The sequence below is a fragment of the Moraxella marmotae genome (assembly GCF_042219885.1).
GTDB classification, from domain to species: domain Bacteria; phylum Pseudomonadota; class Gammaproteobacteria; order Pseudomonadales; family Moraxellaceae; genus Moraxella; species Moraxella marmotae.
Genome location: NZ_JBHJHR010000002.1, coordinates 348,649 through 370,958 on the forward strand (window position 1 = coordinate 348,649; position 22,310 = coordinate 370,958).

Sequence of the window (22,310 nt, forward strand, 5' to 3'; positions counted from 1 at the left end):
TTTACCCCTTATGCTTTTTTGGATAATTTGGCTTTGATTTGTGGCAAGGCAAGCACAATCACCACCAACAAGGTCGTTACCAAGTTCAAATCTTGCGATTTAAAACCGCTGGCAAGGGCGATTTGGATAATTGAGCGGTACAAAATCGCCCCAATCACCACCGCCAAAGTCATCAAAAAAATCCGCTTGGCAGACAGCACCGCTTCACCAATAATCACCGCCGCAAGACCGATAACAATCGTACCGATACCCATCGAGACATCGGCAAAACCTTGCGTCTGCACAAACAACGCTCCAGACAGTGCAATCAAGCCGTTGGAGATTGCCATGCCTAAGATAACAATCCAAGGGGTGTTGATGCCTTGGGCTTGAGCCATTCGCAAATTAGAGCCTGTGGCACGCATGGCAAGCCCTGTCTCGGTACTAAAAAACCAGTCCAATGCCAGTTTTATCAACAAAACAATGCCAAAAAGTACGGCGACTTTTACCCAAAGTGCCTGACCCAATCCAGCAAATGGCGTGAATACCGTCGGCTGCCCAAGCAGCGGCAAATTTGGCCCATTCATGATGTGCAGATTGATTGACCATAATGCAGTCATCATCAAAATACCTGCCAGTAGATGCAAAATGCCCAATTTGACATGCAGCCAAGCGGTCATCATGCCTGCTGCCATGCCTGCTGCCATGCCCAATACGCACGCCAACCATGGATTAATGCCTGCAATAATCGCCACGCCAGCGACCGCACCGCCCAATGGGAAACTGCCATCTGCTGTCAAATCTGGAAAATCCAAAATGCGAAACGAAATCAGCACGCCCAATGCCATCAACGCATAAATCAGACCGCTTTCTAATGCACCAAATAAAGCAATAAAATTCATGGACCATACTCGCCATAAAAAGTTCAAAATGTCTATTATACCAAAATCTGCACGCAAATAGGCATAAAATCGATAAAACAAACCCAAGCTTTGGCAATTTTTTCAATTGTTTGGCTTGGGTTTGGGGCATGATTGCAGTTTGAGCGGTGATTTTGATAAAGATTTATCAAAACTTTATCAAAATATTGACCAACATTCACCGAATATACGATAAATCTGACCGCTCAATACGCTAAAATCTTCAGCAATCTGGTTTTAAAATCTTGCTTACTCAACAATCTTGGCAGCACGGTCAAGCACCGATTGTGGCAACTCGATGCCCTGCTCGGCGGCGTGTTTTGGACTGACATGCAAATCCAGATTTTTTGAGACATACACAGGAATGTTGGCAGGTTTTTCGCCTTTTAGAATGCGAGCGATAATTTTACCGCTTTGTTTACCAAGGTCGGTGTAGTTCACACCCAAAGCTGCAACCGCACCACGCTCCACCGCTTCAGTGTTTGATGCAATCAGCGGAATCTTGGCATTGACAGCGACTTGATAAATCGCTTCGTAGGCATTGACCACCATGTTATCGGTTGAAGTATAAAACACATCGACTTTACCCACCAAGCTGTTTGCCGCTTGGGTAATGTCGCTGGATTTTTGGGCTGGTGCTTCGATGACATTGATGCCAAGCGGTGCTAATTTTTCTTTAAGATTTTTTAGCACGATGGTTGAATTGACTTCACCGGGGCTGTACACATAGCCGACATTTTTGACATTGGGTACCAATTCACGAATCAGCTCAATTTGTGGCTCATACGGCAGCACATCAGACGCACCCGTGATATTGCCATTTGGTTTTTCTAGGCTTGTGACCAATTTGGCTTCAACTGGGTCAGTTACCGCCGAAAAAACAATCGGCAAGTCGCTGGTTGCTGCTGCGATTGCTTGTGCCGATGGCGTGGCGATGGCGTAGATGACATCAGGGTTGTCAGAGACGAATTGCTTGGCGATTTGTCCTGCTGTTGCCATATTGCCTTGAGCGGATTGGAAATTTACCGTCAAATTCTCGCCTTCTTTAAAGCCTTCGGCAGCCAACTGCTCCAAAGCACCAGTGCGAGCAGCGTCCAAAGCAGGGTGTTCGACAATGGCAGTAATAGCAACGGTTTTGGCGTCTGCCATATTGCTGTCAGCGGCGGCTGTGTCGGCAGGCTTATCACCACCGCAAGCGGTCAATGCCAAGGCAGTTAGGCTTGCCCAAAGGGTATTTTTTAGGAAATTGGTTTTCATAAATTTTCCATTCATCGTTTATCAAAATTAATCAAAAACTGAGTAAAATTTGCCAAACTTTCGCCAATTTAGCCAATTGAATGCATTTGGCAAATTCAACCAATTCGATAGATTTAGCAAATTTAACAAATTTTTCACAAATAATCAAACTGCTATTAACCATCATTTAAGATTTGGCATTTAGCATTTGGTATCGCTGCCATCAAGCACCTGATGTGGTCTCTTGATGGCGAATGGGCAGTTTTATTACTTTTGTGCTTGGCGTGCTGGCACGGTATCGACATTAATCGCTGTGCCAAGTGTCGCCAAATCCACCGTAACGCCTTGCTCGGCGGCGTGTTTTGGGCTGACAAATAAAGTCAAAGTATTCATCACTTCTGGCGTGATTTGGCTTGGCGGTGTGCCGTCCAGTGCTTGAGCGACCAGCTTGGCAGTGGCCAGACCAAAGTCATAATCATTCACGCCCAAAGCAGCGGTTGCCCCACGACGCACCGAAAATTCATCAGAAGTAATCACAGGGATTTTTAGCTCATTGGCGGCTTGTACCATCGCTTCCATCGCTGATGCCACGCCATTATCCAATGATGTATAAAGCAAATCCGCCTTGCCTGCCAGTGAGCGTGTCGCATCTGCCACATCGCTTGAGCGGTTGGCAGGCACATCGACCAAAGTCATGCCATATTTTGGCAAAAGCTCGGTCAGCTGGTTTTTGATTGCCACTGAGTTGGCTTCACCGGGACTATAAACAAAGCCGATACGCTTGGCGTCAGGCTTGATTTTGGTAAATAGCTCAATCTGTGGCTCAAGCGGCAACTGGCTGGATAAGCCTGTGATATTGCTTTGCGTGCCTTTGTTGTTTTGGTCGATTAATTTGGCTGCCACAGGGTCAGATACCGCCGTATAAATCAGCGGAATACTGATGGTCTCGGTTGCCGCTGCCAGACTTTGAGCCGTTGGCGTGGTGATGGCAACGATGGCATCAGGATTGTCGGCGGTAAACTGCTTGGCGATTTGGGCGGCGGTTGCCATACTGCCTTGGGCAGATTGGAAATTTACCGTCAAATTCTCGCCTTGCTTATAGCCCAAAGATGCCAAGCCATCGACCACACCCAGGCGGATATCGTCCAATGACGGATGCTCAACGATGGCAGAAATGGCAATGGTTTTGGCAGGTTTTGTTGCCGTTTCACCGCTGTTTTGTTCACTGGTGGTGTTTTGGGCAGGCTGACTGCAGCCGACCGCCATCATTGCCAACATCGCTGGCATGACCAATGCAAATTTATTACGAGCCAAGTTCATCATCATTCTCCAAATTGGGTTTGATTTATCATCAAAATTGTTAAAAATCTGTGCAACTTGATTGTAACACAAAATCCACCCAATGAATACCGCTTTAAAAGTCGCCATTTGTCAATATCGCCAATCCTTTACTCACCCAGCATGCCCAAGGCTCTTATCTATTCAAATCTATTCAAAATCACACCAAAAACAAAACCCAAACCAAGCGTTTTTGCTTGATTTGGGCTGGTTGTTTATTGATTAATTTTATCAGATTAAACCTAATTCATTGGCGTGCCATTTGTTAATCCAATCCAATCAATAAGTTTCGTTAGACTCCACAATACTAATACTGGTATCGCTGGTGCTTGGTGTGGTAGCAGGCTCGCTGTGTTCGGCAGGCTTGGCGTGCGGTGTTGGCTCTGCGGCAGGTTCACTGGACTTGGTTGGTTTGGGGTTTTGGCGTACAGACGGATTGGCTGCTTGTGGTTTTTCACGCACTGGACGCTCGGCAACTGATGTGCTTGGCGTGGCAGTGTCTTGGGTGTTTTTGGGTTGAGCGGTTTTGGTTTGGGCAGTTTTGTCTTGTTTATCCTGCTTGTCTTGCTTATCTTGAGAGCGAGTCTCGCCAGTCTCAGGGCGTGGACGCACAACGGTGGTTTTGACCGTGGTATTGGTGCTTTGTGGGCGTTCGGTGCGTGGCAATGCTTCATCATCACGCACAATGCGTTCGCTGGCGGTAAGCTCTGGCTGACGCTCCACCACCTGCGGACGGCTGACGCCTGCGTCTTGCTCTGGCAAATCACCCTGCATACCTGCTGCCGATGCCATCAAAATATCAGCAAGCAAGCGGACGGCGTTGTGATTATTGTCATAAAGTACGATATCGCCATTGACCACTTGATAGGTAACTTGCTTGGCGACAACCGTGCCATTGTTTAGCTCAACTTGATCTTGGCTGGCACGCTGCAAAAGCGTTACCCCAGATTGGGCAAAGGCAAACTCCGCCGCTGATAAATCTTGTGAACTTGGCGTCAGATACAGATCCACCATACAGCTGTCGGCAAAATTGGTGGCGTTTTGGGCATCGATACGCAAGCTGCTCAATTGCTGGCCAATGGCACTTTGCATGCTTAGGCTTTGTTCGTCAGACAAGCCCACCGCTTGATTCATGGCGGCGTTTAAAATCAGATTTTTTACCGCAAAATCCAATTGCACTCTTAAATTGGCATCATCACACACCGATTCTAGCTGCTGCACCACAGGCTTGGCAACCGCCAGCTCGCTTTCGTCATGGCTGCCCTTGTCGCAGCCTGCCAACGCCAGCATCACCGCCGCTGGTATGCTCATGAATTTTACGGTAGATTTTTTCATCATTTTACTCATCATTATCTGTCAGTCCAGCCAAGTGTGCCGTCAAATATGCTATAATGCACGCTTGGCAAATGCCCCATTATACCATAAGTCGCCCAAATCGCACGCCTTGTGTGCGTTTTTACACATTTGTCTTTTAATTTTTTACAAAGCATTAACATGAATCCAATACCACCAGACGACATACAAGACAGAAATTTTGACACCATCAGTGAGCATTTTGCCAAAAAAGTCTATGGCGGTCTCAAAGGTCGCATTCGCTTGGCGGTCTTAACGCACGACATCGGCGAAGTTTTGGCGACAAAAAAACCCAACCAGCCCTTACGCATCTTAGATGTCGGTGCTGGATTGGCACAGATTAGCCTATCACTTGCCCAAGCCAACCCCCATCATCAAGTGGTGATTAACGACATCTCGGACAATATGCTCACGATGGCAAAAGAGCATGCCAACACACTGGGCGTGGCGGATACGGTGCAGTTTATCACTTGTCCTTATCAGGATTTGGCAGAGCAGCTGTCTGGTCAAAAATTTGATTTAATCTTATGCCATGCGGTGCTAGAATGGCTGGGTCAGCCCCAACAAATTATGGCGTTTTTTGATGAATTTTTGGCAGATGATGGCCTGCTTTCGTTATGTTTTTATAATCCTGCCAGTAAAATTTATCGCAATTTGGTGATGGGTAATTTTTATCAATTGGACACGCCCCGCCCTGCTGATAACAAAAGTCTCACCCCAAACCACCCTGTCGCCCCTGAAGTGGTCGAATCGTGGCTTGCTGCACACGATTATCAAGTGCTGATCCGTTCTGGGATTCGGGTGTTTTCTGATTATGCACCGCTAAAGCGTGGCGGTCTTAACCACCCTGATGATGTCGTGGCGATGGAGCTGAAATACGCCCGCCAAGCGCCTTTTTGTGCGATGGGTCGTTATTTACATATCCTTTGCCAAAAATAAAGACAACTTTGCCATCAATCACTCTGGATTGACAAAAATTGGTAAAAATCGATCATATTTGGGCATTTGGTTATTAATAATAGCTTGACAATGTGATAAAATAGCCCACGGTTTCACTGCTTAATAAGATTGATTTATGTTTTCATTTTTATCCATTGAATTTGCATTCATGTTTGTGGCATTTTTGGCGATATATTGGTTGTTTCGCCACGCACCAAAATTCCAAAATCTGCTGCTGGTTGCCCTAAGTTATTTGATTATCTATCTGATGGCAGGAGCGGTAGCGACAGCGATTTTGTTTGTTTATACGGTGTTTGTGTTTTTTATCACCAAGGCAATGGGTCAAAGCCCAAACAAGAAAAAGCTGCTCATCTTAGGCATCACCATCACGCTGATTCAGCTTAGCGTGTTCAAATATTACGATTTTTTCCGTGAAACCATCAAAGCCAGCCTTGATTTGATGCAGTTAGACAGCTCTGGATTGATGGCAAACATCATCTTTCCACTGGGCATTTCGTATTATTCCTTCCAAGCCATCAGCTACATGGTCAGCCGTTATTATGACGAAAAAGCCGTGCCAGAGTTTGGCTTTTTTGAGCTGCTGCAATATTTGTCATTTTTTGCAACCATCAGTGCTGGCCCCATCGCTCGTGCCAAAGTCGCATCTGGCCTAAACGACATCGAAGGCAACCCTTGCGGCATGAGAGAACAAATTGTCAGCCGCAGCCCACGCCGCATCTTATTTCCTACCGTTGCTTTGGCGTTGATATTATTGGCATTAATCAAAAAATGGTGGCTCGCTGGCTGGTTGGCGGACAACTGGGTCAATCCTGTGTTTACCAATCCGATGCAGTACCACAGCCTAGAAGTGCTGGTTGCTGTTTATGCTTATACTTTGCAGCTGTTTTTGGATTTTTCAGGATACAGCGAGATGATGGTGGCGTTTGGGCTGCTTCTTGGTTTTCGCTTACCGATGAACTTTAAAGCACCGCTGATTGCTCACAATATCCGTGCTTTTTGGGACAGATGGCACATCAGTTTATCCACATGGATTCGTGATTATATTTACATTCCCTTAGGCGGCAGTCGTCATGGCTTTGTCCGCACGCAGATAAATCTGCTGATTGCCATGGCATTGTCAGGCATTTGGCATGGCTCTAGCCTAAACTTTTTGCTCTGGGGCGTGCTGCACGGCTTGGCAATCATTTATCTAAATTGCACCGACAAACTTTACCAAAACTTGCGTGGTATCGATGGCAAATCTGCCAGAAACGCCCTGTATCGCCACAGCACGCTGGGCAAAGCGATTGGTATTTTTGTGACGGTAAATTTTGTAGCGTTTTGCTTTGTTTTTTTCCGTGCCACCAGCTGGGCAGAAGCCATGCAGATTTTTACCGCTTTGGCAAATAACCACACCAACATCGGCTGGAGTGCCAACCCATTGTACATGCTGAGTATCTTTATCATCGCTTGGCTGATTTATCCAGCATTTACTCGCAACACGCCTGCCATGGTACAAGCCGCTGCACGCCTGCCAAAACTTGTGCTGATTGGCTGTTTGTTTATTTGTCTAATGATTGTCATCATCTTTGCACCATCAGGGATTCCGGGGTTTATTTATGCAAACTTCTAATCAACCATCTGCCAATCAGCACCAAAAAACGCATTATCCTGAACCCAAGCACATCAAACTGGGTGCTAGACCGACGCCGTATTTTCATGGACGCACTTATGCGTATTTGCTGGGCGTGCTGATTGCTTTTGCCATCGCTTGCACATGGATTATGCAAAACTCCATCAATGCTTATTATCTGCAAACCTACCACAAAGACAGCCCATTATCTAAGCTTGAGCAGTCTGCTCTTTGGAAAAAAGGCGGTGATATTGGCAATGCCTTGTACCAAATGCACGGCAGTTTTACCGATTCGGTGGTTGCTGCCAATCAATGGGTGGTGGATTTTTTTAATGAATATTTGGCTTATACGCCTGAATATAAAGCCGAACTTGCCCAAAAGTTCGCCCAAGAAGCCGCACGGCAAGCCGCCATCGCCGAAGAAAACCGCCAAAAACAGCTCGCCAGTCAGTACACTTTGCGTACTGGCGATGAGATTTTTTTCGCTGGCGATTCGATGATGCAAGGGGTTGCACCGCATGTGCAGCAATACCTACAAAAAAACTACAACATCAAATCGGTCAATCTTTCCAAACAAAGCACGGGACTTGCTTATCCCAGCTTGTTTAACTGGCCAAAAACCATCGAAGAGACACTATCAAGCAATGCCAATATCAAGATTTTGGCGGTGTTTTTGGGGCCAAATGATCCTTGGGATATGCCTGATTTGGTCAATGGCGGTCAGCTAAAATTCCAAACGCCAGAATGGGAAGCAGGTTACAGAGCTCGCATGGCGACGATTTTGGACAGTGCCAAAAACCACGGCGTCAAGGTGATTTGGATTACACCGCCAAACATGAAAAAACAAAAGCTCAACGAGCAGATGATTTATCTTAACGGCATCATGCAAGATGAGCTAAAACGCCACGGTGCTTTGGTGATTGACTCACGCCAGCTGTTAGGTACGAGCAACGATGTTTACAATGACTATCTTGTAAAAGACGGCGAATCCATTAAAATGCGTAGTGGCGACGGCATTCACTTTAGCGTCAAAGGGCAAAAACTGATCGCCGAAGCCTTACAAGAACAACTCACCATCGTGCCTTAATTTGCCAGATGTCGCATCGGCTTGGCACGCACCATTTGGGTGAATCAAGTTTTGGATAATTTTATGAAAAAAAGCTTTTTGTTATCAGCCTTGTGCATGGCAAGCATGGCGGCACACGCTGGCTATTTGACCAATTATAATGAGCCAAACACCGATAAGCTCGTCCAAGCCCTAGCAAACAAAAACTTCCACATCGTGCAACTGGGCGACTCGCACACCGCTGGCGATAGCATGACTGACGCCTTACGCCAAAACCTGCAAGCCAGCTATGGCGATGGCGGTATGGGCTGGGCGATGCCAATGTATTTTAGCGGACAACGCATGGCTCGCTACGGCTATGACAATTATCAATGGACACCCATCTCTAGCCGCCGCACGCACAGCGAAAATTACACCTTAGGCGGTATGATTGCCAAGCCGAACTTTTCAGGCAGCACCTTGACCATCAAGCCCAAAAACTACGAAGTCGCCCAAACCATGACCGTCAGTATCCGACAAGGGGCAACCGATGGCGTGCTGACAGGTGTTGATGCCGATGGACAGAGTTTTACCATTGAAGCACCGATTAAAAACAACACTTGGCAGACGGCCACTTTTCATGCCAAATTGCCCTTTACCATCACCGCCCAAGGCAACATGAGCAATACCGCACTGGGCGGCTGGTGGGGCAAATCAGCCCAATCATCAGGGGCGATTGTCTCGGCACTGGGGATTAATGGGGCCGAGCTGTCGCACCAAAGCCGATGGAACAGTGCTGCATGGCAAAAAGAGCTGGGCATGATCGCACCTGAATTGGTCATCTTGGCATACGGCACGAACGAAGCGTACAACAATGTCGATCCCTTTACCGTGCAATCGGTGCTGACCGAACGCATCAGACAGATTCGCCAAGCATCGCCAAACTCGGCGGTGATGATTATCTCAGCACCTGAGTCGCTCAAAAGCACGGGCGGTGGCTGTGGCACTCGCCCTTATCAGCTGTCTGCTATCCAAGAAATCCAACGCCAAACCGCCCAAAACGAAAAAACGCTGTTTTGGGATTGGCAAGCGGCGATGGGTGGCAGCTGCTCGATGACTGGCTGGATTGGCCGTGGCAAGGCCAGCAAGGACGGTGTGCATTTTACGCACAGTGGCTATCAGCAGCTGGGCAATCTGTTGGCCGATGACATCAAATCCTTGTCTGCTACGGCTTATCAGCCAAACAGTTTGTACAATTTTTCTAATAACTCTTATGGATTTTGATAAAATCAGTCAAGTTATGGTAAACTGAATAAATCACCCAATACAAACAACGACTTGTAATTAAAATTGAAATAAATTGAAATTAAAATCAAGGGCTGGACAAGTCCTTGATTTTTTACTATATTAGATGCCCATCACTCACATTTGGCATCTTTATGCGTACGATTGCCCCACGCCATCTCGCCCTTATCGGTTCGCTGCAAGTCATCTTGGCAAGCATCTGCTGGGGGACGCTTGGTATTATCGCCACACGACTTCATGAATTTGGCTTTGACAGTTTTGGCATCGCCATCTTGCGTATCGTCAGTGCTGGCGTGCTGATACTGGCTTTGTTGCCCAAACTGTTGCCGACTTTTGCCAATATCAGTGCCAAAGCATGGCTTGGCTTGATTGTCCAATCGCTCATCGGCGTGCTGGGCATGACTTTGTGCTATTTTTATGCGGTCAATCGTGTGGGTGTGAGCATGGCAGTGGCACTGCTTTATACCGCCCCTGTGTTTAGCCTAATCTTGGCACGGCTTATCTTGGGCGAAAAAATCTCAGGCAAATCCGCCCTGCTTGCCGTCATCGCTGTGCTTGGTGTGGCGTGCTTGATGGCTGGTGATACTTTTCAGTTCAATGCTGGTGTGGTGGTTGGCTTGTTGTCAGGGCTGTGTTATTCGCTGTATGGCATTTTGGGCAAAAAAGCCATGTCGTCTGCACAATCAACACACATGGTGTTTTTTAGTTCGGTGATTTTTAGTGCCATTGCTTTATTATTCAGTCCGCAGACTTATCAGACTTATGCCACACTCTGGACGCTGCCCGTCTCGGCGGTGTTTTTTGCTGTTGGGCTAAGTTTGGTTGGCACGATCATACCCTTTTTCTTATATATGAGTGCATTACAAAAATTGCCCGCCACCACCGCATCGGTCTTTACCATCATCGAACCTTTGACGGCGATTGTTTTGGCGGTGTTTTTGTTGCATCAGCCCTTGTCAATGGTTCAGCTGATTGGCACAGTACTGATTATCGGTGCAACTTTGGCAAATGCTCTCATTCGCCGCTGATGGTGATGTTTTTGGCAAAATGGGCAATTTTTACAATAATTATCCGTTATCAAATCCAACTTTTGCTTGCTTAATTGGTTAATTTTAATAAAAATGATTGGTTAAATTATCTAAGAAGTGAGTGGTTCAATTGCCTTAAATTGCCCAAATGCCAATTTTACCCAGTTTTGTCTTGAGTTTAATTTTAATTGACTTTTGGCATTTAGCCCCAATTACACCCCAAATTATCAATTATCAAGCCAGCCATCTGCCAAGCAAAGCATTCACCGCCGACTCGGTGCGTAAAATGCGACTGCCAAGACTTGCCGCCTGTACGCCAACACTGCCCAAAAGCTCAATCTCATAAGGGATAAAGCCCCCTTCAGCACCGACGACAAGCACCGTTGGCAAGCCATCGGTGGTCAAATCAGCAAAGCTGTGCGACGCATATGGGTGTGCCACCACCGCACGCCCACCGCCAATCAAGGTAGGCAGCTCGTCTTGTACAAAGGGCTTGAACCGCTTGGCAAAAGTCAGCTGCGGCAATTGGGTATCCACGCCCTGCTCTAGGCCTTCAATCAGATACTCACGGCTGCGATTAAGTAGCGGTGATGACCAATACGACTTATCGGTACGAAAACTATTCACCAGCACAATGTGCCGCACGCCCATCGCCGTCATGTCCATCATCAGCCGTCTTAGCACCTTGGGGCGTGGCAATGCCAAAACCACCGTCAAATCCAGCTTTGGCGGTGGTGGTGTATCTAGGCAAACTTTGGACAATTGCACTTGATTGTCATCAATGGCACTGATAATCGCCCTGCCAAGCCAACCGCCCAGCTGCCCCACTTTTAGCTCATCGCCCACGCCTGCCCCTAGCACCGAGCAGATATGGGTAATGGTCTTGGGGTTGGTAATCACAGCTTGTTGATTGATAAGTAAATTGTCCGTATCCAATAAAATCACATTCATGGTTTGGTAAATTGGCATCACATAAAGCAATCATGGTACATCTTGAGTGGCAATTTATCAAGTGTCTTTGATACACAGCATACACAGCACACTCCACACAAACGCCCAAAAGCCGATGGCAAAAGTCGCCAACAAATCCGCCCCTTGAGCAATCCACCATTTGGCAAGTAGCGGTGCCAGCAGCTGCGCCCCTGCATAAATGGCAATCAGCACTGCTGACAATTTGATGCCTTGAGCAGGCTGCAAATGACGAGCGTATCGCTGCGTACACATCACCGAACCCAAAAACCCTGCACCAACCCCCAAAGCACACAGCACCACACCCATCACATTTGGCAACAGCAATAACGCCCCCACACCCACGCCTTGTATCACATAACTGGCGACAATCGCCATCTTATCACCAATGCGACTACCAAGCCGATTCCACACTGGCGTAAACAGCAGACAAGACACCGCCACCATCGTCCAAATGTGCGGATTGAGCCAATGATTTTTATGAATCAAATGTGCCAAAGTCGGCAAAAATGTCATCGGCAAAATATAGCCCAGACCACCGCCCAAATACGCCAAAAATAACAAACTGCTCCGCTTATCAAATAAAGGCTGGGCAGGTTTGGGCGATTTTGCTTGGTCTGGCATCACCGCAAAATTGACCTGCAAGCGATACAGCTGATAAAACGCCACTGCACCAAACACTAACGCAAAAGCCAACGCTGGCAACCAGCGATGACTGCCCACAAAATACGCTGACGACCACGCCGCCACAAACCCACTGGCAACCAAGCCCGCTGACACACCCAGATACATATAGCCGCTCAAATATGCATAGCCCTGTTCGTGCAGCCACTCAAGCATCAATGCAGGTGCCAGCACAAACACCACGCCATTGGTGATGCCATTGACCAACCGAAGTGCCATCATTACATCAAAAGATACTGGCAAACACTGCCACGCTGTCGATGCAACATTAATTAATAAACTGATTAATAAAGCAGGTTTAATCCATCTGGGCGACGCACACGCCACCGCCAACAACGCACCGAGCAAATAGCCCAAGTAATTCATGCTCGCCAAATCCGCCCCTTGCTCAAGCGTGTACAACCCATCGGCGATAAAATAAGGCAATAATGGCGTATAAATAAACCGCCCAAAAATATGCACCGCCGCCAGTGCCATCATCACAGCGATTAAATTTCGCCACAGCGTCCACCTGTCCGCTTGCTTGAAAATTGTTAAATTTGCCATAATCAAATTCCTTTATAATTTTAAAGATGCTATTAATTTATATGATACAATTTAAGAATAAAAATAAGTATTTTAGCCATTTTATCAGTGATTTGCCCGCCATGCGACCTTTAAATCATCATTATTATTTTTGGATATATTGATGTGTTGAAAATTTTAAAAATTGGTTTGCCAATCTTTGATCTAAATTGTTTGATTTGCATTGCTTAATTTTAACTTTGCGATTTATCATTTGCTAAATTCGCCCAAAAAAAATAGCCGATAAATGACTATCGGCTATTTTATAAGTTTTGATTAACAGTTTAATTAATCACACATCACCAATCAAGCTGGCAATGGCGGCGGCAATGCGTCATCATCGGCATGATTGTCCGCTGGCTGCACTGCCACTGGTACTTCGTGTTGATATTCCTTTGGCTCTCGTGGTGATTCGCCTGCCATGATTTGTAGCAGCTGCTCACGATCAATAGTTTCCCACTTCATCAGTGCCTCAACCATGGCGTGCATTTTGTCATGATTATCATCAATCAGCTTATACGCCACATCGTACTGAGCTTCTAGGATACTGCGGATTTCGTCATCGACTTTTTGTTGGGTCGCCTCAGAAATGGTGCGTGTGCTACCACCAAAGTAGCCGCCATGCTCTTCGGCCTCATAGACCATCACGCCCATCGCATCGGACATGCCATAGCGAGTAACCATGGCTCGTGCCATTTTGGTTGCACGCTCAAAGTCATTGGACGCCCCTGTGGATTTGCGATCCACAAAGATCTCTTCGGCGATGCGTCCGCCAAATAAGATGGCGATTTCGTTGAGCATTTTGTCTTTATAATTACTCACCGCATCTTGTTCTGGCAGCTGCCAAGTTACGCCTAACGCCCAGCCTCGTGGCATGATGGTAACTTTATGCACAGGGTCAGTCCCCGGCAAAAGCTCTGCCACCAAAGCATGGCCTGCCTCGTGATAAGCGGTAGCACGGCGTTCTGATTCTTGTAGCACCATAGATTTGCGTTCAGGACCCATGTACAGCTTGTCTTTGGCGTCCTCAAAGTCGTTCATGTCCACGCTGGCCTTATCACGGCGAGCAGCGAACAATGCCGCCTCATTCACCAAATTGGCAAGTTGCGCCCCACTAAAGCCCGGCGTGCCTCGTGCCAAGGCATTGACATCAACACCGATGGTCGCTGGCAATTTTTTCAAATGCACATTCAAAATCTGCTCACGACCCTTAATATCTGGCAAGCCAACACTCACTTGGCGGTCAAAGCGTCCCGGACGCAGCAACGCCTTATCCAACACATCGACACGGTTGGTCGCTGCAATCACGATCACGCCGTCATTGCCTTCAAAGCCGTCCATCTCCACCAAAAGCTGGTTGAGCGTCTGCTCACGCTCATCATGACCGCCGCCCATGCCACTGCCACGATGGCGACCCACGGCATCGATTTCGTCAATAAAGATGATGCATGGTGCGTTCTTTTTGGCTTGTTCAAACATATCACGCACACGGCTGGCACCAACACCAACAAACATCTCAACAAAATCCGAGCCAGAAATGCTAAAAAATGGTACTTTGGCTTCACCAGCGATGGCCTTGGCGAGCAAAGTTTTGCCCGTACCCGGTGGCCCAACCATCAGCACGCCACGGGGAATGGTCGCACCCAGCTTGGTGAATTTGCTTGGATCTTTCAAAAAATCGACAATTTCAGCAACTTCTTGCTTGGACTCTTCGACACCAGCGACATCAGCAAAAGTTACCTTAACCTGATCTTCACTGAGCATTTTGGCTTTTGATTTGCCAAAACTCATCGGATTGCGCCCGCCCATGCCACCGCCAGCACCACCGCCGCTCATGCCACGCATGATTAGCCAAAACAAGCCGACAATCAACAGAATTGGAAACGCCGCCATCAATAGCTGCATGCCCACGCCTTGACGCTCTGGCAATGTGCCTTGTACATCAACCTTATGCTCACGCAATAACGGCATCAGCTCATTATCGGTAATCTCAGGGCGAACGGTGTCAAATTTGGTGCCATTGACTTTGGTACCTGTGATTTGCTCACCACTGATGGTTACATCTTTGATTTCGCCTTGTGAAACTGCCGTCACAAATGCCGAATAATTCATCGAATCAGCATCGGCTTTGCCGACATCAAGATTGCTAAAAATCGCAACCACGATACCGATAATCACCAGCCACAATAAGGTATTTTTTACCATGTCGCTCAAACTTTTCTCATCCTTAGCTTAGGGATATTGGGCAGCTGCCCAACGCTTGTGTATTTGCTTTATATGTTGCTTAATTTTTTTATTTCAAGTCAACGCCGTGATTGATTTGATTTTATTTAATCGCCACCCAAAACATCTCTTTTGAGCGTGGGCGTGATGCGGCTGGCTTGATGCTTTTAATTTTGCTAAACTGTTTTTGCATTTCGGCTCTAAGCTCTTGTGAGCCTTCACCCTGAAACACTTTCATAATCAAAGCACCGCCTTCTGGCAGCACTTTTAGGGCAAAATCAACCGCCAATTCGCACAGATACATCATGCGTGGCTGATCCACCGCCGACATGCCAGAAGTGTTCGGTGCCATATCTGACAGCACGACATCGACCGTGCGGCCGCCAACTTCGTCCATGATTTGATTAAATACCGCTTCTTCACGAAAATCGCCTTGGATAAAAGTAACATTTTCAAGCGTATCCATCGGCAAAATATCTGACGCAATCAAAGTGCCGCCCACACCCACCAGCTGACCTGCCACTTGTGACCAACTGCCCGGTGCCGAACCCAAATCCACCACCGTCATGCCTTTTTTTATCAGTCCCGTTTTTTCGTTAATCTCAATCAGCTTATAAGCAGCACGAGCTCGATAGCCTTCTTTTTGGGCTTTTTGTACATAAAAATCATCAATATGCTCTTTCATCCAAGCACGGCTGGATTTTGAGAATTTTTTGTTTTTAATTCGGGTTGCCATGGGCGTGTTAATACCTATTTATCAATCATCGTCAAATGGATTAGTTTACCATTATTAGCAACAAATTTGGTGAAATTCTGCTATAATAGCGTAAATATTTCTCTCTGCCATCTAACTTTTGGCGATTTTGGAACTTTCATGAGCAAAAAAGCAAAACTACAAGACATCAAAGCCCTTCGTGGCATCGGCCACCGACTAAACCCTGTGGTCATCGTCGGCGGTAACGGCATCACGCCAACCGTCATCGAAGAAGTCGCTCGTGCATTGCACGACCACGAATTAATCAAAATCAAAATCCCAGCTGGCTCTGCTGACGAACGCAAAGAATGTGCCGACGCCATCGCTACTGCCACCGAATCAGAAGTCATTCATCACATCGGTCGCATGGTGCTGCTACTGCGTGCCAATCCTGAACCGAACGCCAAGCTATCCAACCTTAGCCGCTTTGGTTTTTGATATTTGATACGCCAAAACCCTTAATGCAGACAACAAATCCGCCAATTGACACACTAAATCAGGCAATGCATCGTGAAAAAATGCGATTTTTGCCTGATGATTTTTATCTGCATCAGCTGACCCCCATCACAGATGGTGATGCTGCTCATCTTGATTTGCCCACGCCTGCCATTACTGCCAGTATCGGCAATTTAAACGGCAAATTACACCTTGCTTTTTTTATCCAAAAAACACCGCACACTGAGCAAATTTTTGCCAATATACCCAAGCAGCTGCCCAGCCAAGCCAAATCCTGTGATGATAAGTCCAGCAATGCGGTGCGTGCAGATTTTTTGTGGGAGTCGGATTGTTTTGAGTGTTTTTTTGGTCCAAAGCAAGCAAAGGGTTATTTTGAAGTCAATGCCGCCACCGATGGCCGCTACAACATTTATCGCTTTGACGATTATCGCACACCCAAGCAGCTGCCGCCTGTCGCCGATGATGACCATCGGCTGATTTTTGATGGTCATGAGTCGTTTTCCGATGGTTATGTGTGCCGATTTGCCATCGCCCATCACCATCAGCCGCTGGATTTGTCCATGCTTGATGTTAATTTGACGGCAATTTTATATCCTTTGGTAGCTGGCGTATCCGTGCCAATTTATTATGCCAGCCGTCATGCCACACCGCCAGATTTTCACTGTCGCCAGTATTGGCTTGGCTAAATTATTTGGCATTTGGCTAAGCTGTTTGACCCAATTATCCTGCCTGCCCATCTGCTGTGTCAAAATGCTGATTGTTACTGCTTTGCCAATTTGACTTACCAAACCAACTCAACCCAACCTGCCAACTTATCAATTTGTCAAAATACAGTATAAAAAACAAAAAAATAAGCCAGACAACTGTCTGGCTTGGGTGTCAATGTTGATGCTAAGCTTATTGCTCGTTCATCGCAAACATGATACCAGTGTTTGCCGAAGCATCATTGTAGCGTGCATCACGCCATACGCTATAACCGTTATGCTGCGTGTATGGGCTAAATTTCGGCTGACGAAAATCTGATACCCACTGCGTGCCGTTATAGATTTGGATATGGCCGTGCGGGTTTTTTGATGAGCGGTTAAATACCGCAATATCGCCCACTTGTGGCACATAGTTATCATTGCTGATTTTGACAAACCCAGCACTGGCAAGCGTGCCATTGGCATACATATAAGCCGATGCTTGCGGTATGAATTCATAGCCTGCTGCTTGCAATGCTTTGCGGACATACATCGCACAGCGACCAATGCTACGGCCTAAGGCGGCTCGTGATGCAGCAGCGGCTGCCACACTTGGTGCACTGTTGCTGGTTAGGCGTTCGGTACCAGAGAATGAAGGTTGAAAGTTAGCACTAAAGTTTTGAACGGTTGTACCACTGGCGGACTGATGATAGGTTCTGGTTGCTGCATTTTGACTGTTTGCAATCAAGCCATTAATGACACTGTCAATATCATCTGGAACACTGGCGGTATAACTGATTTGGGTAGAGCTATTTGAATACGCACTTTGTGCTGCACTCGATTGTGCAAATGTCAGTCCTACGGCTGACAACAGCCAAAATACTCGTTTCATTTAGTTTCCTCACACGGCTAAAGCTTGCATTGGCTTATCTCACATGAATCTGACTTAGATGCTCATTCACCCAAGTCTCGCCCCTTTGCGTCACTTTATTCGTGTTTATAAGTTGGTTTTGATTAAAGCTTGTGGCACACAATACACATCCTTGGTGTACTAGAAAACTGGGCTTCTTACTGCTATTAAAATACACAAATAAGATTACCACTTTTCTCAAAAGGCGTGATACACTTGCTCTGCGGACACCATGTCCATAGGTCTTTTTATCATCTTGGTGAACCATGTCTGATTCTACAAAAACCACACCGTTTAATGATTTGTTAGCAAAAACTCGCAAACCCAATCATCTCGCCAGTCAGCTCGAAAAACAAGCGGCGGCAGGTGCGACACTGCCCAGACAGTTGTCGTACAAATATCACTATTTGCAACAACAAACACAGCTTGTCCGCCAAGCACTGGCTGGGTTGTTTAGCCAAGATGTGCTTAGCGACTGTCATGTCGTCAATGCGTCGTCAATCCAAATCACCCTATCACTGGGTTCTTCGACTGCGGCCAATCATGTGCGTTATATGATGGAAAATTGTGTTCAAGCTTTACGCACTTATGATCAGCGTTTTTGTCAGTTACAAGCAATCAAGGTGGTTAGCACCCCCCAATTGTCGCAATCAAACGCTCGTCCAGATGGTATTAAAAAGACCCTAAGCGAAAACACAAAGCAAATAATAGCACAAAATGTCCAATTTGTCACCCAAAATGAGCAGCTGCAGCAGGCTTTGCGGCGTTTAATCACTGATGATAAATAATTTTAGAAAAATATTTTTAATAAAAATAAATAAAATTAGCGAGCTGTTTGGCGATATTTACCAAATTTTTATGATGGTGGTTTGCTGGCTTTTTGTAATTTTTTGTAAACGATGGCAGTTACAATCCGCCATCATGATAAATATTCAAAATCACCATAATATTAAATCCACTTGCCCAAGCTAACATCAACACACAACACGCCTGCTAACTGCCAGAATTTTCAAGCATTTTTGGCAAAAATTGCCCATCATCAACCCATAATAAAAGACCCAATGAAGTTAAACTTCACGGGTCTTGTGGATTTGTTATTAATATTATGCAAGAAATAAAATATGTCTGTAATATTTCAGTTATTTTGCCAGAATTTAAATGGTATCGGACAATTGTACACCAATTGGCTTGACCTTAGATGGCATCGACATAAGTGATGGGACAATCGTCTTTGTCACAAAATGTTACAATTTCAAAACTGCTTGGGTCTGCCAGCACCGCTCGGATTAGGGCATTATTCACCGCATGGCCAGATTTATAGGCGGAGAATTTGGCGAGCAATGGGTGGCCAATCACATACAAATCACCCACCGCATCAAGCATCTTGTGGCGGACGAACTCATTGGGATAACGCAAACCGCCTTCGTTTACCACCGAATCATCATCAAGCACCACCGCATTGTCCAAACTGCCGCCCAGTGCCAAATTGTTCTTTTTAAGATATTCCAAATCCTTTAAAAAGCCAAATGTGCGTGCCTGCCCCACTTCGGTGGCAAAATTGGCGGTGTTAAAATCCAAACGAGTCGTCTGGCAAGTAGCCGCAATTGCCGCATGATTAAAATCAATTTCAAAATCCATCAAAAACCCATCATCATAAGGCTCAAGACATGCCCATTTGTCGCCATCTTGTACTTTGACTGGCTTGGTGATTTTGATGAATTTTTTTAAGCTTGTCTGCTCGACAATCCCTGCTTGATCGATTAAATACAAAAACGGTGCAGCACTGCCGTCCATAATCGGAATCTCAGCAGCGTCCACTTGGATAATTAAATTGTCCAAACCAAAAGCCGCCACCGCAGACAGCAGATGCTCAACTGTGCCAATGCGTGCATCGCCCTGCACCAAATTGGACGACATCATGGTGTCTTGTACCAAATGGGAATTCATCGGCACAAACGCCCCCAAGTCGGTACGCTCAAAAACAATGCCTGTGTCTGGCTCGGCTGGCATCAAGGTGAGCGTCACTTTTTTGCCGCTGTGTAGCCCTATGCCTGTCGCTGTGATGGCTTTTGCAACGGTACGCTGATAGAACTGTGTCATAATCATTCTCGGTATTTTGTTCTTATATTTTGGTTGCGTCTTTATCCACGACATCAGGAAAGATAGGCCAAAAATATTTCAAAATGTGTCGTGATAGTTTAACACTTAGCATCATTTTTGTCATCTGCTGCGATTTGGGCTTTATCAATAATTGTGTTTGATTTGTTTTATAATTTGTAAATTTGACCAACATTTACCAAAAATTTGCCAAACCTTGCCACAAATCTGCCCAAACTTGGTGCAGATGGCTGATTTTTGGGCAATTTTTCCAAATCATTCAACAAAAAAAACAGCACCCAAAAGATGCTGCTTTGATGGTTTTTACCCATTTATGTCTGCTTGCAACCAACTTATGCCAATCGCATTTTGCTTGGCATTTGACGGTGCAAATTGACAAAATTAGGCAGAAACACGAGTTTGGTATTCGCCAGTGCGAGTATCAACACGGACGATTTCGTTTTGTTGGACAAACAGCGGCACACGCACGGTTGCCCCAGTTTCTAGGCGAGCTGGCTTGCCACCACCACCTGAAGTGTCGCCACGCACACCCGGATCGGTCTCAACAATCTCAAGCTCAACGAAGTTTGGCGGCGTTACCGACAATGGTGAGCCGTTAAACAAAGTGATGGTGCATAGTGCGTTTGAGTTTTCTTTTAGCCACTGTGCGGCATCGCCCATCGCTGTTTTGTCGGCTTGCAGCTGCTCAAAAGTCTCTGGGTGCATAAAATGCCAAAACTCGCCATCATTGTACAGATAGTTCATCTCGACATCCATCACATCAGCACCTTCTAGGCTGTCGCCTGATTTGAAGGTCTGCTCTAGCACCTTGCCAGTACGCAAATTGCGTAGCTTAACACGGTTAAACGCTTGGCCTTTGCCTGGTTTGACATACTCATTTTCAAGGATTGAGCATGGGTTGCCATCAAGCATGACTTTTAGACCTGCTTTAAAATCATTTGTAGAAAAACTTGCCATAATTTACCTGCCAGTTAAAAATAAATCGAGCATCGCTCAGTTAAAATTCAATTTGTGATGCAAAAATACGCTATAATAACGCATCATTGACTTGCAAACATTGCATTATATAAACTTTTACCGATTTTTGTCAAAAAATAAACCATGATTTCTACAAAAAAATTACACATCGCCCCCACGATGGCGGATTTTGACGATTGGCAAAGCGAACTTGCCGCTGCCGTTAGCGATATTCATGCCTTATTTGAGCTGCTAAACTTGCCCACGCCACACACGCCTTATGCACCCAAAAAATTCCCCTTGCGTGTGCCGCACGCCTTTATTGCCAAGATGCAACAAGGCGATATGAATGACCCTTTACTACAACAAGTACTGCCTGATATTCGTGAGGCTTTGCCCATCTTGGGCTACGACACCGACCCTTTGGCCGAAAATCACCACAATCCCATCAAGGGATTATTGCACAAATACCGCTCTCGGGTGCTATTGACTGTAACAGGTGCTTGTGCGGTGCATTGCCGTTACTGCTTTCGCCAGCATTTTGATTATGCGGCAAATCAGCCCAGCACGCACGAGATTGAGCATGTCGTCAATTATATCCATCAGCACCCAGAGATTGACGAAGTGCTGTTAAGCGGTGGCGATCCTTTGAGCCTAAATAACAAACGCTTGGCGTTATGGCTAGACAAGCTGTCTGGCATTGCTCACATCAGCACCATTCGCCTGCACACACGCATGCCAGTCGTTCTGCCCAATCGCATTGATGAGCCGCTTTTGCAATTATTCGCAAACTGCCAAAAACGGCTGGTGATGGTGCTACACATCAATCACCCCAATGAGATTGATGATGCTTTTATCGCCAAATGTCAAAAGCTTAAAGACGCAGGCGTGATTTTGCTAAATCAAACCGTACTGTTATCTGGCATTAACGATAACGCCGACACCTTGGCACGCCTAAGCCATGCGTTATTTGACGCTGGGATTTTGCCGTATTATTTACACATTTTGGACAAAGTACAAGGGGCGGCACATTTTGATCTGTCGATTGAGCAAGCGGCGGCGATTTATTGGCAATTGCTTGAGCTGCTGCCGGGGTATCTGGTACCAAAACTGGTGCAAGAGCTGCCAAATCGCCCATTTAAGACGCCGATTGACATTCATCGATATGTCGATTGGCAAAAATTTGACCAAAAATCCAATCATTAAAATTTGCACT

Annotated in this window: 20 protein-coding genes; 9 read left to right on the forward strand and 11 right to left on the reverse strand. The window is 46.2% G+C overall.

What is annotated here, in order from left to right:
* Nucleotides 1–8: 8 nt before the first annotated feature.
* The 4 genes from ACFBZI_RS01810 to ACFBZI_RS01825 form a co-directional block, all read right to left on the reverse strand.
* Complete coding sequence (locus ACFBZI_RS01810; RefSeq protein WP_375714760.1) at nucleotides 9–881, reverse strand: ABC transporter permease; 873 nt, start codon at nucleotides 879–881, stop codon at nucleotides 9–11.
* 267 nt (nucleotides 882–1,148) lie between these two features.
* On the reverse strand, nucleotides 1,149–2,156 hold the full coding sequence (locus ACFBZI_RS01815; RefSeq protein WP_375714761.1) for an ABC transporter substrate-binding protein: 1,008 nt from the start codon (nucleotides 2,154–2,156) through the stop codon (nucleotides 1,149–1,151).
* Nucleotides 2,157–2,402: 246 nt separating this feature from the next.
* A complete protein-coding gene (locus ACFBZI_RS01820; RefSeq protein WP_375714762.1) occupies nucleotides 2,403–3,455 on the reverse strand; it encodes an ABC transporter substrate-binding protein in 1,053 nt (350 codons plus the stop codon).
* 297 nt (nucleotides 3,456–3,752) lie between these two features.
* Nucleotides 3,753–4,811 (reverse strand): hypothetical protein, encoded by a 1,059-nt coding sequence (locus ACFBZI_RS01825; RefSeq protein ID WP_375714763.1) that lies wholly within the window; start codon nucleotides 4,809–4,811, stop codon nucleotides 3,753–3,755.
* Between the two features lie 156 nt (nucleotides 4,812–4,967).
* Between ACFBZI_RS01825 and ACFBZI_RS01830 the strand changes: the two genes are divergently transcribed.
* The 5 genes from ACFBZI_RS01830 (at nucleotide 4,968) to ACFBZI_RS01850 (ending at nucleotide 10,776) form a co-directional block, all read left to right on the forward strand.
* A complete protein-coding gene (locus ACFBZI_RS01830) occupies nucleotides 4,968–5,765 on the forward strand; it encodes a methyltransferase domain-containing protein (protein WP_375714764.1) in 798 nt (265 codons plus the stop codon).
* Nucleotides 5,766–5,901: 136 nt separating this feature from the next.
* Nucleotides 5,902–7,398 (forward strand): MBOAT family O-acyltransferase, encoded by a 1,497-nt coding sequence (locus ACFBZI_RS01835; protein WP_375714765.1) that lies wholly within the window; start codon nucleotides 5,902–5,904, stop codon nucleotides 7,396–7,398.
* Nucleotides 7,385–8,485, forward strand: coding sequence for an SGNH/GDSL hydrolase family protein (locus ACFBZI_RS01840; RefSeq protein ID WP_375714766.1), 1,101 nt, complete (start codon nucleotides 7,385–7,387; stop codon nucleotides 8,483–8,485). Before ACFBZI_RS01835 ends, ACFBZI_RS01840 begins: the two co-directional genes overlap by 14 nt.
* 63 nt (nucleotides 8,486–8,548) lie before the next feature.
* Nucleotides 8,549–9,727, forward strand: a complete 1,179-nt coding sequence (locus ACFBZI_RS01845; protein WP_375714767.1) for a GDSL-type esterase/lipase family protein — start codon at nucleotides 8,549–8,551, stop codon at nucleotides 9,725–9,727.
* A 155-nt stretch (nucleotides 9,728–9,882) separates the two neighbouring features.
* Nucleotides 9,883–10,776 carry a DMT family transporter gene (locus ACFBZI_RS01850; RefSeq protein ID WP_375714768.1) on the forward strand — a complete coding sequence of 298 codons (894 nt, stop codon included), beginning with the start codon at nucleotides 9,883–9,885 and terminating at the stop codon, nucleotides 10,774–10,776.
* Nucleotides 10,777–11,010: 234 nt separating this feature from the next.
* On the opposite strand, the gene ACFBZI_RS01855 is transcribed toward ACFBZI_RS01850, so the two are convergent.
* From ACFBZI_RS01855 to ACFBZI_RS01870, 4 genes are all read right to left on the reverse strand, one after another.
* Nucleotides 11,011–11,727, reverse strand: coding sequence for a 16S rRNA (uracil(1498)-N(3))-methyltransferase (locus tag ACFBZI_RS01855; protein ID WP_375716287.1), 717 nt, complete (start codon nucleotides 11,725–11,727; stop codon nucleotides 11,011–11,013).
* A 57-nt stretch (nucleotides 11,728–11,784) separates the two neighbouring features.
* Nucleotides 11,785–12,975 carry a YbfB/YjiJ family MFS transporter gene (locus ACFBZI_RS01860; protein WP_375714769.1) on the reverse strand — a complete coding sequence of 397 codons (1,191 nt, stop codon included), beginning with the start codon at nucleotides 12,973–12,975 and terminating at the stop codon, nucleotides 11,785–11,787.
* Between the two features lie 324 nt (nucleotides 12,976–13,299).
* Nucleotides 13,300–15,207 (reverse strand): ATP-dependent zinc metalloprotease FtsH, encoded by a 1,908-nt coding sequence (ftsH, locus tag ACFBZI_RS01865; RefSeq protein WP_375714770.1) that lies wholly within the window; start codon nucleotides 15,205–15,207, stop codon nucleotides 13,300–13,302.
* A gap of 112 nt (nucleotides 15,208–15,319) precedes the next feature.
* A complete protein-coding gene (locus ACFBZI_RS01870; protein WP_375714771.1) occupies nucleotides 15,320–15,952 on the reverse strand; it encodes an RlmE family RNA methyltransferase in 633 nt (210 codons plus the stop codon).
* 138 nt (nucleotides 15,953–16,090) lie between these two features.
* Here ACFBZI_RS01870 and ACFBZI_RS01875 point away from each other — a divergent pair, with 138 nt between their 5' ends.
* Nucleotides 16,091–16,408, forward strand: a complete 318-nt coding sequence (locus ACFBZI_RS01875; RefSeq protein WP_375714772.1) for a YhbY family RNA-binding protein — start codon at nucleotides 16,091–16,093, stop codon at nucleotides 16,406–16,408.
* A gap of 23 nt (nucleotides 16,409–16,431) precedes the next feature.
* Nucleotides 16,432–17,112, forward strand: a complete 681-nt coding sequence (locus tag ACFBZI_RS01880) for a DOMON domain-containing protein (protein ID WP_375714773.1) — start codon at nucleotides 16,432–16,434, stop codon at nucleotides 17,110–17,112.
* Nucleotides 17,113–17,323: 211 nt separating this feature from the next.
* On the opposite strand, the gene ACFBZI_RS01885 is transcribed toward ACFBZI_RS01880, so the two are convergent.
* Nucleotides 17,324–18,001 carry a CHAP domain-containing protein gene (locus ACFBZI_RS01885; RefSeq protein ID WP_375714774.1) on the reverse strand — a complete coding sequence of 226 codons (678 nt, stop codon included), beginning with the start codon at nucleotides 17,999–18,001 and terminating at the stop codon, nucleotides 17,324–17,326.
* 284 nt (nucleotides 18,002–18,285) lie between these two features.
* Between ACFBZI_RS01885 and ACFBZI_RS01890 the strand changes: the two genes are divergently transcribed.
* A complete protein-coding gene (locus ACFBZI_RS01890) occupies nucleotides 18,286–18,807 on the forward strand; it encodes a hypothetical protein (RefSeq protein WP_375714775.1) in 522 nt (173 codons plus the stop codon).
* A gap of 406 nt (nucleotides 18,808–19,213) precedes the next feature.
* Here ACFBZI_RS01890 and lpxC read toward each other — a convergent pair whose 3' ends face one another.
* The gene (gene lpxC, locus ACFBZI_RS01895; RefSeq protein WP_375714776.1) at nucleotides 19,214–20,119 is read right to left on the reverse strand and encodes a UDP-3-O-acyl-N-acetylglucosamine deacetylase; all 906 of its coding nucleotides are present in this window, start codon (nucleotides 20,117–20,119) and stop codon (nucleotides 19,214–19,216) included.
* A 399-nt stretch (nucleotides 20,120–20,518) separates the two neighbouring features.
* Nucleotides 20,519–21,094: an elongation factor P gene (gene efp / locus ACFBZI_RS01900; protein WP_375714777.1), complete on the reverse strand. Its 576-nt coding sequence runs from the start codon at nucleotides 21,092–21,094 to the stop codon at nucleotides 20,519–20,521.
* A 144-nt stretch (nucleotides 21,095–21,238) separates the two neighbouring features.
* Here efp and epmB point away from each other — a divergent pair, with 144 nt between their 5' ends.
* Nucleotides 21,239–22,300: an EF-P beta-lysylation protein EpmB gene (gene epmB, locus ACFBZI_RS01905; protein WP_375714778.1), complete on the forward strand. Its 1,062-nt coding sequence runs from the start codon at nucleotides 21,239–21,241 to the stop codon at nucleotides 22,298–22,300.
* Nucleotides 22,301–22,310: the final 10 nt, after the last annotated feature.